This window comes from Schleiferilactobacillus perolens DSM 12744 (genome assembly GCF_001435585.1).
Lineage (GTDB): Bacteria > Bacillota > Bacilli > Lactobacillales > Lactobacillaceae > Schleiferilactobacillus > Schleiferilactobacillus perolens.
Window position 1 is genome coordinate 194896 of record NZ_AZEC01000002.1, and the last position, 16878, is coordinate 211773.

18 protein-coding genes and 1 pseudogene are annotated in these 16878 nt (G+C 47.9%); 1 reads left to right on the plus strand and 18 read right to left on the minus strand.

Features of this window, described 5'->3' with window-relative positions:
* Positions 1–16: 16 nt before the first annotated feature.
* The 15 genes and pseudogenes from FD09_RS03085 to FD09_RS03155 all read right to left on the minus strand — a co-directional run bounded on the left by FD09_RS03085 (position 17) and on the right by FD09_RS03155 (position 14413).
* Entirely contained in the window at positions 17–901 is an 885-nt protein-coding gene (locus FD09_RS03085; protein ID WP_057818206.1) for a DivIVA domain-containing protein, read from the minus strand.
* Between the two features lie 23 nt (positions 902–924).
* Positions 925–1707 carry a YlmH family RNA-binding protein gene (locus FD09_RS03090; RefSeq protein WP_057818208.1) on the minus strand — a complete coding sequence of 261 codons (783 nt, stop codon included), beginning with the start codon at positions 1705–1707 and terminating at the stop codon, positions 925–927.
* Positions 1708–1729: 22 nt separating this feature from the next.
* Positions 1730–2023: a YggT family protein gene (locus FD09_RS03095; RefSeq protein ID WP_057818210.1), complete on the minus strand. Its 294-nt coding sequence runs from the start codon at positions 2021–2023 to the stop codon at positions 1730–1732.
* 14 nt (positions 2024–2037) lie between these two features.
* A complete protein-coding gene (locus tag FD09_RS03100) occupies positions 2038–2478 on the minus strand; it encodes a cell division protein SepF (RefSeq protein ID WP_057818211.1) in 441 nt (146 codons plus the stop codon).
* 493 nt (positions 2479–2971) lie between these two features.
* Positions 2972–3923: pseudogene (gene ftsZ / locus FD09_RS03105) on the minus strand (cell division protein FtsZ); the annotation flags it as partial.
* Positions 3924–3948: 25 nt separating this feature from the next.
* The gene (gene ftsA, locus FD09_RS03110; RefSeq protein ID WP_057818214.1) at positions 3949–5322 is read right to left on the minus strand and encodes a cell division protein FtsA; all 1374 of its coding nucleotides are present in this window, start codon (positions 5320–5322) and stop codon (positions 3949–3951) included.
* Between the two features lie 142 nt (positions 5323–5464).
* Positions 5465–6340 (minus strand): cell division protein FtsQ/DivIB, encoded by an 876-nt coding sequence (locus tag FD09_RS03115; protein ID WP_057818217.1) that lies wholly within the window; start codon positions 6338–6340, stop codon positions 5465–5467.
* 28 nt (positions 6341–6368) lie between these two features.
* Positions 6369–7466, minus strand: coding sequence for an undecaprenyldiphospho-muramoylpentapeptide beta-N-acetylglucosaminyltransferase (murG, locus tag FD09_RS03120; protein WP_057818220.1), 1098 nt, complete (start codon positions 7464–7466; stop codon positions 6369–6371).
* Positions 7463–8845 (minus strand): UDP-N-acetylmuramoyl-L-alanine--D-glutamate ligase, encoded by a 1383-nt coding sequence (murD, locus tag FD09_RS03125; RefSeq protein WP_057818222.1) that lies wholly within the window; start codon positions 8843–8845, stop codon positions 7463–7465. The genes murG and murD overlap by 4 nt, the downstream gene beginning before the upstream one ends.
* A 27-nt stretch (positions 8846–8872) precedes the next feature.
* On the minus strand, positions 8873–9829 hold the full coding sequence (gene mraY, locus FD09_RS03130) for a phospho-N-acetylmuramoyl-pentapeptide-transferase (RefSeq protein ID WP_420542915.1): 957 nt from the start codon (positions 9827–9829) through the stop codon (positions 8873–8875).
* A 12-nt stretch (positions 9830–9841) separates the two neighbouring features.
* Positions 9842–12025 carry a penicillin-binding protein gene (locus tag FD09_RS03135; protein ID WP_057818225.1) on the minus strand — a complete coding sequence of 728 codons (2184 nt, stop codon included), beginning with the start codon at positions 12023–12025 and terminating at the stop codon, positions 9842–9844.
* A complete protein-coding gene (gene ftsL / locus FD09_RS03140) occupies positions 12022–12414 on the minus strand; it encodes a cell division protein FtsL (protein ID WP_057818227.1) in 393 nt (130 codons plus the stop codon). Before ftsL ends, FD09_RS03135 begins: the two co-directional genes overlap by 4 nt.
* Positions 12415–12455: 41 nt before the next feature.
* On the minus strand, positions 12456–13400 hold the full coding sequence (gene rsmH, locus FD09_RS03145) for a 16S rRNA (cytosine(1402)-N(4))-methyltransferase RsmH (RefSeq protein WP_057818230.1): 945 nt from the start codon (positions 13398–13400) through the stop codon (positions 12456–12458).
* 9 nt (positions 13401–13409) lie between these two features.
* On the minus strand, positions 13410–13841 hold the full coding sequence (gene mraZ, locus FD09_RS03150; RefSeq protein WP_057818232.1) for a division/cell wall cluster transcriptional repressor MraZ: 432 nt from the start codon (positions 13839–13841) through the stop codon (positions 13410–13412).
* Positions 13842–14050: 209 nt separating this feature from the next.
* Positions 14051–14413 (minus strand): DUF3397 family protein, encoded by a 363-nt coding sequence (locus tag FD09_RS03155; protein ID WP_057818234.1) that lies wholly within the window; start codon positions 14411–14413, stop codon positions 14051–14053.
* 51 nt (positions 14414–14464) lie between these two features.
* On the opposite strand from FD09_RS03155, the gene FD09_RS15840 reads away from it, so the two are divergent.
* Positions 14465–14614 carry a DUF4044 domain-containing protein gene (locus FD09_RS15840; RefSeq protein WP_083487476.1) on the plus strand — a complete coding sequence of 50 codons (150 nt, stop codon included), beginning with the start codon at positions 14465–14467 and terminating at the stop codon, positions 14612–14614.
* Here FD09_RS15840 and FD09_RS03160 read toward each other — a convergent pair.
* Genes FD09_RS03160 through FD09_RS03170 form a run of 3 tightly spaced genes read right to left on the minus strand, consistent with a single transcriptional unit; the run spans position 14571 to position 16743 of the window.
* Entirely contained in the window at positions 14571–15443 is an 873-nt protein-coding gene (locus FD09_RS03160) for an amino acid ABC transporter substrate-binding protein (protein WP_057818236.1), read from the minus strand. The two genes, FD09_RS15840 and FD09_RS03160, sit on opposite strands and share 44 nt — an antisense overlap.
* Positions 15430–16080 carry an amino acid ABC transporter ATP-binding protein gene (locus tag FD09_RS03165; RefSeq protein WP_057818238.1) on the minus strand — a complete coding sequence of 217 codons (651 nt, stop codon included), beginning with the start codon at positions 16078–16080 and terminating at the stop codon, positions 15430–15432. The genes FD09_RS03160 and FD09_RS03165 overlap by 14 nt, the downstream gene beginning before the upstream one ends.
* 15 nt (positions 16081–16095) lie before the next feature.
* Positions 16096–16743, minus strand: a complete 648-nt coding sequence (locus FD09_RS03170; protein WP_057818240.1) for an amino acid ABC transporter permease — start codon at positions 16741–16743, stop codon at positions 16096–16098.
* Positions 16744–16878: the final 135 nt, after the last annotated feature.

The following is a 16878-nucleotide window of genomic DNA, read 5'->3' on the forward strand; positions in this document are numbered from 1 at the left end:
TATCACACTTAACACTTCACCGATGATGCGTTGTGATGGCACCACCATCTGGAAATTCAATGACAGGTCCATTGTTTAAAGAACCGGTCGTTTCAAAATAATCGGGATCTAATCCAGTAGGCGCTGACGCACCGGAAGCGCTGGCCTGATTGTTCTTCTGGTCAACATCTGCTGATGTCGGTGCGCCTGATGCCGCCGATCCATCAGTCTCCGGGGTTTGCGAATCATTCGCGCTTTGAGCCGGTTCCGGTTCAGCTGGTACTGGTTCGTCTGGATATTGCTGATTATCCGAGGATTGCGGAAATGTCGCATCGTCCTGACTCTCATCGAAGTTTAAACTACTTAACGGGGTATTGTCAACCGTTCCTTGGGTGCCATTGGGTAACGCGTTTTGGGGAACATTATCATCCGCCAACAAATCATGCCACTCAGGACTCTTCACGATTTCTAACTGCGACTCCAACATCACTTGCAAACGCTGGCGGAAGATCCGGGTCTGCTTTTTAAGCTCGCCAGTTTCGAGAGTGATTTGCCGAGCCTTCTCAGAAGCTTCCTGCAATATATGGTTGGCCTTATCGGTTGAATCATCCACCATGTTGCGGGCCTGTTTTTCGGCTTCGCTCTGAATAATGTTAGCCTCCCGTTGGGCATTACTTTTCACTCGATCAGCCGCATCTTGGGCCACAATAATTGACTGATTGAGCGCATCCTTCAGGTCCGTAAAGTACTGAATTTTATCGTTGGCATCTTGAATCTGCTTTTGTAAATCCGCATTTTGTTTCAGCAAATCCTGATAATCGCTGATGACTTGATCCAAAAAAGCATTGACCTCATCTGTATCGTATCCTCGTAACTTCTTCGAAAACTTTTTATTATGAATGTCCAATGGTGTTAATGCCACGATTATTCCCCTCTTCGTCCCAATTATTTCCGCAATACGTTGACCGTTAACTTGATTCGGCCCTTCTTCGTTTCACCAGCCGTGGCTGTGATCTGAATTCTGCCAAATCCTCGGACAGAAACAATATCCATTAATCCCAGTGCAAAGTCTGGCTTCATGAACGGCTGCCAATTTAACTTGACCTTTTCACCCTCGATCAACGCCTTAGCCCGTTGCCGTGACATATGGTAAACCTCACTAATTAAGGCATCGAGCCGGAGCGAAGAAACTGTCGCGCTCTCCTGTGCCCAGGCATCCTTAGGAACAATCACATTCACCTCTGGGGTGGGCAGCAGCTGTACGTTGATTTTACCGATTTTGGTCACTTCATTTTGAATATACGTCGCTAAACTTTTTTCAGTCAAAAATTGCCATGTTTCGCCATCGGTGAGAATGTCACCAAAAGCATCCCGTTTCAAACCCGAATTAACCAACGTACCCAGGATTTGGGAATGGCGCAGTGTCGCAAACTTTTGCGGATACTTAATCGTGAACAGTTGGATGTCAAAATCTGTCTGTTCGGGTGTGAAATATTCAGGGGCAATGATGACCCGTTGACGCTCGGCCGCTTCGTAACCCCCGGCAAAAAAGTAATGCACCGAACCATGTTTGCCCACCAATTCTTCGACAATAAACATTTGTCGCGGATCCAAAAAATCAGAAAGAATTGGCCGATATTCCACATTGGCCCGTTCCATCCATTCATTGACCTGATCAATGAATGGCGCTTCTTCTTTGCGGAAGTGTTGATACACAGTCGCATCCATAATTATCTTACACTCCTATAACTTAATAACCGGCGATAAGCCGGATCACCCATTGCGCGATGACGATCAATCCTTGACCGAACAACTCCAGTGCCACTATCGCAATTAGTGGGGCTAAAGAAATTCCAAAAATAGGCGGCACAAACCGGTTGAAGAAATTCAAATAAGGTTCAACCACTCGCGCAACCAAATTTCCCAAACGTGTATTGAAAACACTGGGAATCCATGTCAATAACGCATACACAATGATCAAACCGGCATAAATGTTAATTGCATAGTTGATCAACCGTGCCAGTTCAAAAATGAAATTGATCACGCTGTCACCTCATCCTAAGAATAATCACTGTCTAAGTCGCTGTCACTGCCCGAAAAAAGAGCCGCAATGTCCCCGTCAACTTGAAAACGCGGTGGCGTGACAAGAAAAATTTTATCTCCGACACGTTTGATTTCACCGTGAATGGCGAACGCCACGCCGGTCAAGAAATCCACAATGCGTGCCGCTGACGCACCATCCACAGAATCAAAGTTAACAATGACGGCGCGATTGTTGAGCAGATGATTGCCAATTGCCTTTGTATCTGAATAGACACGGGGTGCAAAGAGCACAATACGACTGGCTTGCTGCGGTTTAGCGTTCATTGCAATTACGTTACCTTCATCGCTGTTTACCTGTGTATCTTTGGCCGTCGCGCTACCCGCGGCAGTTGCATCATCTTGGTCATACTCATCGTCGCTCACACCGAAGAACCGATTCAATTTATCGAAAGCCATAACAATTACCCCCTTTCAGGTCAATGGCAAGCTCACCACTGCCCCTATTGTACCGCATCACCTGAATGACGGCTTAGATGAGGAAACAAACACCGTACTGACTAGGACCGATTGCGCCGTTTGAAGAAAGGCGGCGTCGTATCGTCATCATCATCTGTATTGTTCACGTTGCTTTCTGGTTGATGAAAGATGTCGAACGCCGGCTTATCATCATTTGTCCGGGCCGCTCTGCGCCGTTCAGCATCCTGACTGTTGTGATGCAATAAATTCCAATCGGAACCAAATGGTGTTGTGGGATCTTCACTCGAATGGACTTCGGTATGCCCCCCATTGTCATGAGCTGATTTAGCTGGTTGTGCTTGAGTAGGTGCCGGCTTTTGCTCAGCTGACCGATCCGTACCCGTCTGATGAGCAGGATTGACCCCCTGCCGGCCACGGTTCGGCCGACCAATGTTCTTGTCGTCTTTTTCCTCTTGCGCTTTGAGTTCTTTATCATCGATACCCGTGGCGATCACTGTCACAACGACTTCATCGCCTAAGTTTTCGTTAATCGAAGTCCCAAAGATAATGTTCACATCACTTGTTGCAGCATCTGATACGATGCTGGAAGCATCTTGGGCCTCAAATAAGGATAGATCTGGTCCTCCGGTGATATTCAGCAGGACTTGCTTGGCCCCATCAATGGAAACTTCCAACAATGGGGAAGAAATTGCTGCTTTCGTGGCCTCCACTGTTCGGTTTTCACCCGTAGCTGAGCCAATCCCCATCAAGGCAGACCCTTGATTAGCCATCACAGTAGTGACATCCGCAAAGTCCAGGTTCACGTATCCCGGTGAAGTGATTAAATCAGAAATTCCCTGAACCCCTTGGCGCAATACGTTGTCGGCATCCCGGAATGCCTCCAGCAGCGGTGTCTTTTTATCGACAGTTTCTAACAAGCGGTTATTGGAAATAATCACTAGTGTGTCTACTGCCGCCTTTAAATTGGCAATTCCCTCTGCGGCATTACGCCCGCGCTTAGGTCCCTCAAAAGTAAATGGCCGGGTTACCACACCAACGGTTAACGCCCCAGAATCTTTCGCAATTTTAGCCACAATGGGAGCCGCACCAGTCCCGGTACCACCGCCCATACCAGCAGTGACGAAGACCATGTCGGCACCCTTCAAAGCGTCCGCCAGTACTTCTTCGCTCTCTGCGGCCGCCTTCTCGCCAATTTCAGGATTGGAGCCGGCCCCCAATCCCCGAGTTAATTTAGGGCCAAGTTGAATCTTGGTTTCCGCCTTGGCCGCGCTGAGTGCTTGGGTGTCTGTGTTGGCTACAATAAACTCAACACCTTGAACGCCTTCATCGATCATTCGGTTAACAGCATTGCCACCGCCGCCGCCAACACCGATCACTTTGATCTTAGCGCTGGGAACTTCTGTATTTTCCATTTTATAATCCATACCGTGTTCCTCCTATTGTCCGCATCTAATCGAAAAAGTTGGTGAAAAGATTTTTGATTCGTTGCGTCTTCTTTTTCTTTTTCGGATTTGGTCGCTGCGTTTTTTCTGGATCCTTTTTTTCTCGTGTTGGCGCAGGGGTGGGCGCCTGCACGGGTTGATCAGGGACCCGAGTGTCAGTCGTGGCCGTCGCCAGCGGCCGTGCAGCACGGGGCGTAGCCTGACGCGGACGAATTTCTGCCGGATCAACAACACGCCGAATCAACGTGTTAATTTCGTTTAAGTGGGCCACATACGACACAATACTCAAGCCCTGGGCAAATGACGGATGACGCAGACCCATTTGATCTGGGATGTACCGTTTCACTTGCCGCTGATAGACTTTCTGAACCAGTTCGCTGACTCCCGGTAAAGCAGCCACGCCGCCAGTAATCACGATTCCGCCAGGCAAATCAAAGGCATGGACTTTGCTCAGACCACTCCCCAATCTTTCCAGGATCTGTTCAATCCGGGCCTGAATGATCTCCGCAAGATAGTCCTCACCGACCATTTGCGGATTTGTCTGCCCAACAATCTCTACGGGGAATTGATCCGACCCTTTGACAAGTGCCGCGTCGGCGTTCCCATATTCCCGTTTTAACCGTTCCGCATTCGCAAGCGTCGTATTTAATACCACGGAGATATCCTTCGTGATATATTCGCCGCCTTCGGGATCGACATGGGAATATTTCAACTTATGATCGTGAATCACCGCTGCCGTACTCTGACCGCCGCCCAAGTCTAGAATAATTGTACCAAAGTCCTGTTCGCCATCATCCAAAATGAGTTGGCCTAAGGCTAATGGATTGATCACTAATCCAGACAAATGCAGCCCGGCCTGGGCAATAGCCTTACGGGTATTGTGAATCACTGTTTTGGCAGCAGTGAATAAAATGCCGTGGAATTCCAATCGAATCCCCACCATCCCGCGAGGATCTTTAATCCCATCAAACCCATCCACAATGAATTCAGATGGTAATACGTCAATAATCTCCCGTTCCGGCGGAAGATTCCGAATCAATGCCGAGTTGACAACCTGCGCGACATCTTGGGTGGTGATTTCTCGAGAAGTGTCCCCGACAGCAATAATGCCGTCGCACTTTTCAATATTCAACATGTTGGCAGGAATTCCTGCGTAGACCGTTGTAATTGGTACATTGGCCTTCTTTTCAGCATGTGCTACCGCACTTTTAATCGAGGCAGCCGCCTTATCAATATCAACAATGACACCCCGAGACAGGCCTTGGGAGCGTTCACTGCCCACGCCGATCACATTCAATTGATCCTGAATCGATTCCGCCACAATTACCTTAATCGATGTGGTACCGATGTCGAGCCCAACGATGACCTTGGACTTATCCATGAATTGTGGCCTCCTTATTAGTCGTAATTAATCGAATACATGGAATACACGGCAAGATGACCAAACGACAGTCACGCGCCTATGTTCACTAAGTTAAATTTTAACACACCCACCACCGCGGGATAAACAATTGACCGTGAGATTAAGGGTTCTTGGCACTATTTTCACTTTTATTGGGAATCGCATAAGCCCCCACCTCCAAATCCACGATCCCGGTTCCTTTGAGCTGCGTCTTCATTTTCGGATAATAAATGATCTTCTGTTTTAATGTGGTCAAATCTGCAATGACCTTATTTTGATCATTCATATACAGCATCACTCGATTGGGGTTGCGCTGATCACTAGTATCATGCACTTCTGAAATATCCGCCTGCACGTGTTGAGAAAGACTAGTATACACTTTCACCGCAAATGCCAGATGCTTAGCACTGGTAAAGTCAGCATAGATTGGTGAATTCCCCACCGGTTTACTCTGGCCGTCTTTAAGGACAGTGCCTGTACTCAAGACGGGATAATAAATACCCTGCTTCACGGTATAACCCACAACAGGATACTCTTTCACCCGGAGAGTAATGTCATTAATTCCATTGGGGACAATCTGCGCACTCTGCAAGATCGGCATACGCTTTTTTAGATCGCGAGTCATGGTGTGGCGATGCAAAAAGATGTGCATCAAGCTTTCACCAGAACGAATATGGCTCTCATCAATGACTGCTTGGTCCGCGGCAACATTCGTTCCTTGCACAGAAATCTCTCGCACACGGCTGAAAGGAGTTAAGAAATACGCTGTCACCAAGCCAACCACTAGAAAAACCAACAGCACAATCGTCGTGTTCTTCACCAATCGGCGTGTCCGTTGCCGATTCCACTGGGGGAGGGTTTTGGAAACGTGCAATTCTTGACTAGGCTTAGCAGAATTCGCATTTTCTTGTTTGGCTAGGTAATGTTCCCACGGTTGAATTGTCCGTTGGGGATCGACCCGAGACTTGGGTTTTTCTCCTTTTTGCTTGCGCCGCATCACGCGCCACTCCTTTCACTCACTTAGCTTATGCCTGAATCAAGTCTTGCATGAGTTGAATAATGTCATCTGATGCATGGGGATGACCGAGTGCCAATGTCGCTTTTTTCATTTTAGCTTGGCGATCGTCATCCCCCATAATGGCGGTGATCGCATTCAGTAATGTTTTGTCTGTCAATGCCGTTTCCGGCAACATCACGGCAGCTCCCGCCTGGGCCATACTGCTAGCATTTTTAGTTTGGTGATTGTGAGTCACATAGGGGGAAGGAATCAGAATGCTGGGAATTCCCAATGCGGTGATTTCCGCAATGCTGGTGGCCCCTGCGCGTCCGACAAGTAATGTGACATCCGGCAAGATGGCAGGCATGTCGTCCACGTAAGGCACAATCTTGACGTTGTTGGGCACGGCTTTATCGCCCAATTGATCCAAAACATTTTGATAGTGCACATTACCGGTAACAAAGAGGACCTGATAGCTTTGACTGCCAAATTCGGCCAATGCCGATAAAACAGCCTCATTAATTGGCGCTGCCCCGCGGCTGCCGCCGAAGATCAGGACTGTCGACCGATTAGGCGACAACTGAAAATCCGCCAGTCGTGCGTTGGGCTGGAGTCCAGCCACTTCTTGTGCCCGAGGATTACCGACCAAAACAATTTTATCTTTTTGTCGAAATTGATCAGCTGCGTCCGGAAAGGCAATCAATATTTTATCCACGTAATGGGCCAGAAATTTATTGGTGACGCCAGCGATGGAATTTTGTTCATGAATCATGGTTGGAATATGTTCCCGTGCGGCCGCATATACCAGTGCTGATGACACATAACCGCCGGTCCCGATGACAATATCTGGCTGAAACTCGCGCACCATTGCTTTGGCTTTATGAACAGCCTTCAAAAACAGATCCACCGTTCGAAAATTTGCGAACAAATTCCGACGATTAAACCCCTGTAATTCAATGGTGCTAAAGGGAATGCCCGCTGCGGGTACAATTCGACTTTCCAATCCGTTGGGCGTGCCGACATACTGGATGGCATCCAGTAATTTTCTTTCTTGCAGCCGGCGAATCAGCGCCAACGCGGGGTATATGTGGCCGCCGGTGCCGCCACCAGAAATCATCAGTCTCATGATGGATTCTCCTTGATGAACTGGTTGACATCAGCGATGAAGCGATCGCCCCGTTCTTCAAACGTATGGAATTGATCCCAACTGGCGGCAGCTGGTGAGAAAAGCACCACATCACCGGGCCGACTGGCATGCATGGCTAACGGTACGGCTTCATCCAGGGTATCAACCACCGTTAAATTTTCGATTCCTGCTTGTTTGGCTGTCGCCGCCATCAGCTTCTTGGTTTGACCGTACACCACCATGGCCCGGACATGATCTTTCAGCAATGGAATCAATTTTTCAAACGTGAAACCACGATCCAATCCGCCGCCGATCAATACCACGGGACCTGGGAAAGAACGTAACGCGACTTCTGTCGATACAATATTCGTCGCTTTAGAATCGTTGTAAATTTTTCGGTTTTGCCAGGTCTCCACATACTGCATCCGATGCTTGACCCCTGGGAAAGTTTTCAACACGTGGGCAATGGCATCGTTATCCTTTTGCCCGGCCAATTTAGCGGCAGCAATGGCCGCCAAAGCATTTTCTATGTTATGGGCCCCCGGAATCCGAATATCCTCTGCCGCAATGATTGGAGTGCCTTGGAAATACAACTCACCGTCTTTTAAATAAGCGCCATTAGACACCACCTGTTTGCGAGAAAACGGAACGACTTGGCCTTTTGTCTGATGCGACAGTCCCTGCCATTCTGGACTATCCCAGTTCACGACAAAGAAATCGGCGGCATTTTGATTAGCCACAATCTTCATTTTTGCTGCGATGTAATTGGCCCGGGTCTTGTGATAATCCAGATGGGCAGAATAAATATTGGTTAATACGGCAATATGGGGCCGTAAATGCGTCGTGCCGGCTAATTGGAAACTGGATAATTCAACCACCATCGTATCTTGCGGTGTCACCTTCTCGGCCACCGCACTAGCTGGGATACCGATATTACCCGCCAGATATGCCTTGCCCTCAGTCCGTTTGGCATTTAACATTTCAGCGATGAGGGTCGTCGTGGTGGTTTTACCGTTGGTGCCGGTAATGCCGATCCAGGGAGCCTCTGAAATTTCAAACGCCAGCTCAGGTTCAGTAATGATTGGTATATGCTTTTTTTCAGCACGATCCACTAAGGGATTGTCGTACGGAATACCCGGATTTTTGACGACTAAGGAAAAGTCTTCATCCATCAAAGCCAGCGGCTGCTTGCCTGTAATCACGCGAACGCCATCGTCAAGCAAGGCCTGGGCAGCCGGATTTTCATTAAACGGCTTAATATCAGTCGCCGTGACAAACGCGCCTAATTTATCTTGCAGCAACCGGGCGGCATTGGCCCCGCTTTTGGCCAAACCAATCACCAAAACCTTTTTATTCCGGTACGTTGTTACCATTTTCAAGATACTCGCTCCCTTAGATACAATTAATTACCAAATCAATAAGTATAATAATCCGCCTAACGCGCCAACAAACCAAAATGTTAATACGACCCGCCATTCACTCCAGCCGCTCATTTCGAAATGATGATGAATCGGGGTCATTTTAAAAATTCTTTTGCCTGTTAATTTGAAACTGGCCACCTGTAAAATCACACTGGCTGTTTCCACGACAAAAACGATCCCAACCAACAGCAGCGACCATTCTCGATGCAGCATGATGGACACGGCAGCTAACAAACCGCCTAATGCGAGGGACCCTAAGTCACCCATGAATATCTTGGCCGGTTTATGGTTAAAGATGAGGAAAGCGGCCAAGGATCCAACCACTGCCAGGGTTACCAATAACACATCCATGCGCTGCTCTTGCCAAGCAATCCAGGCATACACACCAAAAGAAATGATCCCCAGGCCAGCTACTAAACCGTCTAGACCGTCAGTCAGATTGACGGCATTAGAAAAACCGACTAGCCAAAAGACACAAAATAGGCAGAAGAAGACGGCACTGGTAACGAGACCAAATCCCGGAATGACCAACGTATAGGGCATATGTTCGGAAAAATAAACCCAGAGAAAGATGGCACTGATCACAATTTGTCCGAGCAGCTTTTGCCAGGCTTTGAGACCCATGTTGCGTTTGTAAAACAACTTGAGCCCATCGTCAGCAAAACCAATGAGTCCAAATCCCACTAAGACCAACAACAGCACCAGTAATGTACGCCGGATCTGGCCGGTCACTGCCGCAACGATCAACACAGTGAGTGTAGTCGCCGACAAAAAGCCAATACCGCCCATCGTCGGCGTGCCGCTTTTCTTAGCATGCCATTTGGGCCCTTCCGCACGAATCTTTTGTCCTTCATGGTGCCGTCGGAAATACCGAATCAATAATGGTTCAGCTGCCGCCGTCACCAAGAAGCTCACCAACAATGTTACCAATTCAATCATGATTCACTCTCCAACTTATCGGGGTTTTAATGTTACTGTCACAGTCGACGCAGTGGTAATGACGCTGTTTGCAGCCACAGATTGCGCAATCGCGTAACCACTACCGGTAAATGATACATGAATCCCAGTGATTTCGGCCAGCTTCAAAATATCATTTTTTGACCAGCCTGTCACATTAGGCATTAAAGCAGCGCCATTCGTTAACAGGACAGCGCGTTGACCAGATAGGAGTTTGGTGCCAGTCCTGGGCAACTGCTGGACTACCTTCGTGCCGCTGCCAATGATGGCGGGATTCAAACCGACATTAGCCAACGCCGCTTTGGCCTCCGCAGTGGACTGATTCGTCACATCCGGCATCGACACGGTGTCAGTGGTAGCCGCACTGCCCGTCTTGCCATAACTGATCACGCGGGTCATCAACGGTTTGAAAATACTAGCCAAAATTGTTTCGGCCGGTGCAGTCATTTTTTGAGGCTGTTTCATCGTGATGTAGAGGATATATTGTGGATTGCTTGCCGGTGCCATCCCCACGACAGAAAATAAGTAATTATTGTTACCAGTCAGATAACCGCCGCCCTTTGGATCCGCAATCTGGGCCGTCCCCGTTTTGACTGCCAAGTCGACACCTGGAATTTGATAAGCCATACCAGTGCCGATTTCTTTGTTGTTCACCACAGTGCGCATCTGGTCGAGGACATTGGCCGCCGTGGCGGCAGTAATGGGTGTGCCGACTTGGTGGGGACGATACTTTTTTGTTTTGCCCGTATTGGGATTGGTGACACGACTTACAATTTGCGGCTGCATCATCTTGCCACCGTTGGCCACAGCAGAAAACGCCTGCATCATCTGCATCGCAGTCACATTGATTGCTTGCCCAAAGGATGTATTAGCCTGATCCACTGCCTGCTTAAATTGATAAGAGCCAGAGACTTCACCTGGCAATGAAATACCAGTTTTTTCACCCATATGGAATCGGTTCAGATACTTTTGCCAAGTGGCTTTGCCCATGAGTTCTTCCAAATGGACCATGCCCACATTGCTAGAACGCGGTAATACTTGATTGAATGGGATCGTCCCCCACCCGGAATAGTTCCAATCCCGAATCGTACTGCCATCCAGGGTCACTGCGCCGGATTGATAAGTGGCATTCGGATTGTAGTGGCCAGAGTCAACCACGGCCGCCATGGACAAGACCTTCATGACTGACCCTGGTTCATAAGCATCCTCCACCAATGTATCGCGCCACATGGCGGCCATGCCTTTTTTAGTCGATGCATCAAAAGTCGGCCGTTGTGAAGCTGCTAAAATTGCCCCCGTCTTAGCGTTCATCAGAATCGCATTCATGCCCAGTGGTTGGTATTTGTCCTGTACACCTTGCATCAACGTTTCCAAGTTGTTTTGCAGCCGGGAGTCGATGGTCAACGTCATGTTGTCACCGTCCTTGGCCTTCTTAGTAATCACCTTAGATTGGGGTAACTCATATCCATAAAGATCGGTCTGGACTTGTTGACGGCCATTGACCCCTGTAAGCATGGCATTGAATTGTTTTTCAATGCCCATGACACCCGTTAATTGACCATTTTGATCCGTCTCCTCCTTGCTTGGATCTTTTAATTGAGCGATACCGATCACATGACTAGCAAAGGTGCCATTTGGGTATAACCGAGCAGGTTGGGCTCGGAAAAAAATTCCAGGCAGCTTAGCGTCTGCGATTTTATTTTTAGTGGCCAAGTCAATATTTTTACCCGCAGGTCCAAATTCAACTTGATTAATCTTTTTACTCGTTGGTTGCAAGTAATTCTTAATCTGGTCAGCAGATAACGATAGGTATTGACTCAAAACTTGGGCGGTTTTATCCACGTTAGTCACATAGAGCGGTTTACCTTTCAAATCCACATTGCGGTGGTTAATGACCGCAAAAATCGTGTAAACACTGGAATCTTCTGCAATGACATCGCCATTGCTCGCATAAATCGTACCGCGCTTGGCTTTGAGGACAGTCTCCTGCGTATAAATTCGACGGGTCTTCGCTGCCAAATTAACGCCGTCCACCTGACCGCTGACAGTGATATAAAAAAAGCGAAAGACGACAAGCCCAAAGAATAGCAGGACCGTCGTCAACAGGATAATACCGACGATTTGGCGATTGCGCCGGGTCTTTGGGTTAGTAGACTTTCGTTCAGGTTGTTTTTGTTTCATCGACCAATATTCCTTATATTTCCTTCAATGAGCGTTAAACCATGGCTCTTGGCAAATTCATTCAATCGTTGAGAACTCGTTAACTCTCCAATCTCTTGCTGTAAGTCGTTATTTTGTGATCGCTTATCGGCCACCGTTGCCGTCACGTTTTGATATTGCCGCTGGGTCGTGGTCAAACCTACCTGCATGCTGACGATGGTGAGCATACAGATTCCGCTGATTAGCGCAATTGCCGCAATTAGCACCCGTTCCAAACCATTGAGCGGTACTCGGCCTGGTACAGGCTGTGCAGCAGGGACTGGATTGGGCTGTTGCTTGGGTGCAGGCGCCTCTTTTCGTGCAGGTGCGGCACCACCTTGTCCCCAATTAAGTTCCTTTTGTTCAATCATCGTCAACAACTCCTTACACTTTTATAAATTAAGTTTTCCTTTTAAAGTTTTTCAGCGATCCGCAGTCGAGCACTGTGCGCACGGTGATTAGCGGCCAATTCCTCTGCACTAGGACGGATCGGTTTACGCGTGATCAATTTCATGTCGACATCAGGCGGTGGGCCCAACACCGGTAAATCCGCAGGTTGCTTACTCGTGGCATGTACCTGCATCACTTTTTTAACAATCCGGTCTTCTAATGATTGGAAGGTAATGACAGATAAGCGCCCCCCGGCAGCCAACACTGTAATCGCCTCTTCCAGTGAATCTTGCAGTGCCCCCAGCTCATCATTGACCGCGATACGAATGGCCTGAAAAGTTCGTTTAGCCGGGTTACCGCCGGTGCGGCGAGCAGCCGCCGGAATCGCTTCTTTCACCAAGTCAGCGAGCTGGCCGGTGGTTTCAATTGGATGAACGCCGCGGGCCAAAACGATTCGTTTGGCAATTGATCCTGCGAAGCGTTCCTCCCCATATCTGCGAATTGTCCTGGCTAAATCTTGCTGGGACCATTCATTGACGATTTTTTGTGCAGTCAGTGGTTGGGTTTGATCCATCCGCATATCTAAAGGACTGTCGAACCGGTAACTGAATCCCCGTGTAGGATCGTCAAACTGCGGTGAGGAAACGCCTAAATCGTATAAGACACCCCGAATCGGCGCCGCGGTGATGGTGGGAATGTCGGTGGCAATATGCCGAAAGTTGTCGTGGACCAAAACTAACCGGTCATTTTCAATTTCTTGAGCAAATCGCTTATGGCCTGCTGCAATAGCCGCTTCATCAGCGTCAAAAGCAATCACTTGACCACTGTGCGCTAATGTCTCTAACAACAACTGTGTATGACCGCCCCGGCCAAATGTGGCGTCGACGTAAGTTCCGCCTGCCTCAATCGCCAATCCGGTCACGGCTTCTTGCCGTAAAACTGTGTGGTGTTCATAGACCACTGACATTCACTTCCCTTATAAATCGATATCCATGAGGTCCTCCGCCAATTGATCGAAATTACCGGCAGATTGCTCCATGTAATTTTTCCAAGTCGGTTGATCCCATATTTCGATACGAGACGACACGCCGACGAAGACACATTCTTTGGTTAACTTTGCAAATTGACAAAGATTTTCTGGGACATTAATGCGGCCCTGCTTGTCGACAATCATTTCAGCAGCCGCCGAATAGAAGAAACGGGTAAATGCCCGCGCGTCTTTTTTGTTTGTAGGAAGGTGAGCAAGCTGTTCTTGGATGTTTTCCCACTGTTTTAGCGGATAACCGAACAAACAGTTGTCCAATCCCCGTGTCAGAACAAATGTTGGGCCTAATTCCGAACGAAACTTAGCCGGTACAATCAAGCGTCCTTTTGCATCGATTGTATGGTGATATTCACCCATGAGCACCTGTCTCACCCCCTGGGAACCTGATAAAATCAGTTTACCACAATCCCCCACCTGCCACCACATTGCCCCAGAAAAAGGAAATATTTTTCCACCAAGCCACTATTATTCGTAAAACCGTTTGTAAAATAGTACACATGTTCGCCTGTCACCCCAAAAAAAAAAACGCCGGCAAATTTGCCCACGTCTGCTTCACAAATATTATATCAGTGTTAAAAATTGGTGATTCCCCACAGGATTAGCGCAAATACATACCAACCGCCCGACAAAAGAGCCAAATAACGCCAGTAGGACCGGAAAAAATCCCTTAGTAACAGGTCGTGATCCCGGACGATCCTTAAAATTAAGTACAAAATGCCAAAGCCCACTGCGGTCAAAATACAGATCGGTAGCAAGGTCACCCCGATGCCATCTTTGGGATACGTCAAAATGAAAATACCAAGCAGTTGCGGTATCACCAACCAGCTAGCCAACCGAAGAGGTTTGCCGTGCCACCGTGTCGATAGAAAATTATATCCGCCGCCCACAATGAGCAGCAACAAGGGTAAAAATCCTAGATATACCCAACGCCCCATTTTCTTCCTCCAATTGCACAATCATTAAATCAATAGTAAACTAAGCGCAGCATGAAAAACAAGGTGGTAGGTATTTTGAAAAAAGAACGGAGCACCTTTGACAAGATCTTGCACATTTTCATTTGGGTGATGCTCATCTTCACCGTCGGATCTGTCGTTATTGGCGCGATTTACTATTTGTCGTCAGCCCCTCAAGCGTAGGCGCAATCACCGCTGCGTCACCAAACCATTTCTTTGCGAGCCGAGTAATTGTCCCGTCTGCGGCGCAGGCGCGTAATGCTCGGTTTATTTTTGTGCGTAATTGGTTGTCAGATTTACGCATTCCCACAGCAAATTCTTCACTGGGAAAACCGCTGTTGATGATCGCATACGCTTTTGGATCACCAGAATGCGCAATCGTATACTCCCCAAACACCGAATCGAGCACCAGTCCTTGAATACGGTTCGCGCCTAAATCAATGAATGCGTCATTGTAACTGTCATAAAGAATTGGCGCATGATTTTTGACTCGATTCTTCAACAATTTAGGAAACCGATCAATATCCTGGGCTGCAGAGGACCCTGTTTGAGCGCCAATGATTTTATCTTTTAAATCAGCAATTGTCCGCACACCACTGGCCCTGGTCACAGCAATAATTTGCTGGTTAGTCAGATAGGGCAATGAAAAAGCGACATGCTGCTTACGCTCGGCAGTCTCAGTGTAGCCATTCCAAATGAGGTCAATGGTGTGATTGCGCAGTTCTGTTTCTTTCATGTCCCAATCAATTGGCTGGAAGACCATCTTCAAGCCTATTTTTTTGCCTACTGCTTTAGCCAGATCAATATCGAAGCCGGATAGTTGACCATTTTTCGCTCGAAATCCCATTGGGACAAATGTCTCATCCAGCCCCACCACGATTGTTTTGCGCTGCTCAATTTGGCTCGTACTGTCGCCGGCAGGGATACGGCGCGCACAGCCACTGATCAACAAAATCAAGAATACCGCAAAGACGAGCAGTGTCATTCCCCGTCTTTTGTTAGACAATTTCATCCGTATTCTCCTCCCCCACTTGAATCACCCGGGGTGCCAATAGGTCAATAAACGGCATGTCGTGGGTAACCACCACCTGGGTCATACCTTGTTCGGCAAATTGGTTAATTAAGGCCGCGACATCCTTTGTCATGGCCGGATCCAGTGCTGAAGTTGGTTCATCATATGCCAATACGGCAGGTTGCAAAATAAGTGCGCGGGCAATGGCCACCCTCTGTTTTTGACCGCCAGACAGTTGGTATGGATAGTCCTGCAAGTGATCGGCTAATCCTAATTGCGTCAAAAGCGCTGTGGCGGATTTTTGCGTCGTTTGTTTGTCTTCAGCCAACGCATTAAGTGGACCAATCATCACATTGGCGAGTACATTAAGGTGCGGAAACAATTGGAAATCTTGGAAAACGACCCCAATCTTACCCGCATCCCGGCGATTACGATATGGATCAATTATTTTATCTGCCAACAAGATTTCTCCTTGGTCGGCTGGTTCCAAACCGGTCATGATGCGCAGCAATGTGGTTTTCCCGGCACCGCTGGGCCCTACGATTCCAACGGTTTCACCGTCCGCAATCGACATATTGAAATTGTCATAAATCACCCGATCGCCAAACTTCTTTGAAATGTTTTTCAGTGTCAGCATCATTTTTTCCTCCAATCAACGATAGTACGCATAGTGCTTTTCAAGAGAGTGCAATCCCCAGGTGAGTAATGCAGTCAACAGGAGATACACTACGCCCACTAACACCAGCGGCACCAGGGTCACATCACGAGCAGATGCAATATTGCCCGCCCGTAACAAATCACCGATCCCTAACACATAAACCAACGATGAATCCTTGACCAGGTTAATGACCTCGTTACCGACTGCTGGAATAACTGATTTGACCACTTGCGGCAAAATAATCAACCGAAATGTCTGCCACGAACTCAATTTAAGGACCTTCGCAGCGTCATATTGTCCTTGATCAATACCTTGCAGTCCACCCCGGAATATTTCAGCGAAATACGCCGCATAATTGAGAACAAAAGCCAAGAAAACGGCACTCATCCGGTCAAAGTAAATTTGAATCACTGGTAATCCGTAAAAGATAAAAATTAATTGCAACAGTAACGGCGTGCCTCGCATCAACCAGACGTAACCTTTCAATATCCATGCCAATGGTTTGAAATGGCTGCGCAAACCTACTGAGACGACAATACCTAAAGGTACCGAAAGCACTAAAGTCGTGAAAAAAATGACTAATGTGGTTTGTGTACCCGCCAGCAGTGCAGGTAAAATTGAACTGATATATTGCCAATTCATGACCGAATCCTCCTCTTGATATCTCTTCAGCGTGCCATCAAACTGCGCGAATACAAAAATACGCCCTTAAGATCATCTTGATCTTAAGGGCGTATTGCGCGCTGTCCCACCTTATCTTCTCTGGGTCAAAAAATA

Coding starts and splice junctions, on each gene's coding strand:
- FD09_RS03115 (WP_057818217.1), bottom strand. CDS start 6,340: ATGCGGCGCAAGCAAAAAGGAGAAAAACCCAAGTCTCGGGTCGATCCC.
- FD09_RS03090 (WP_057818208.1), bottom strand. CDS start 1,707: ATGGATGCGACTGTGTATCAACACTTCCGCAAAGAAGAAGCGCCATTC.
- FD09_RS03160 (WP_057818236.1), bottom strand. CDS start 15,443: ATGAAATTGTCTAACAAAAGACGGGGAATGACACTGCTCGTCTTTGCG.
- murG (WP_057818220.1), bottom strand. CDS start 7,466: ATGAGACTGATGATTTCTGGTGGCGGCACCGGCGGCCACATATACCCC.
- FD09_RS03165 (WP_057818238.1), bottom strand. CDS start 16,080: ATGCTGACACTGAAAAACATTTCAAAGAAGTTTGGCGATCGGGTGATT.
- ftsL (WP_057818227.1), bottom strand. CDS start 12,414: ATGATTGAACAAAAGGAACTTAATTGGGGACAAGGTGGTGCCGCACCT.
- FD09_RS03170 (WP_057818240.1), bottom strand. CDS start 16,743: ATGAATTGGCAATATATCAGTTCAATTTTACCTGCACTGCTGGCGGGT.
- FD09_RS03100 (WP_057818211.1), bottom strand. CDS start 2,478: ATGGCTTTCGATAAATTGAATCGGTTCTTCGGTGTGAGCGACGATGAG.
- FD09_RS03155 (WP_057818234.1), bottom strand. CDS start 14,413: ATGGGGCGTTGGGTATATCTAGGATTTTTACCCTTGTTGCTGCTCATT.
- FD09_RS03135 (WP_057818225.1), bottom strand. CDS start 12,025: ATGAAACAAAAACAACCTGAACGAAAGTCTACTAACCCAAAGACCCGG.
- FD09_RS15840 (WP_083487476.1), top strand. CDS start 14,465: ATGAAAAACAAGGTGGTAGGTATTTTGAAAAAAGAACGGAGCACCTTT.
- rsmH (WP_057818230.1), bottom strand. CDS start 13,400: ATGTCAGTGGTCTATGAACACCACACAGTTTTACGGCAAGAAGCCGTG.
- ftsA (WP_057818214.1), bottom strand. CDS start 5,322: ATGGATAAGTCCAAGGTCATCGTTGGGCTCGACATCGGTACCACATCG.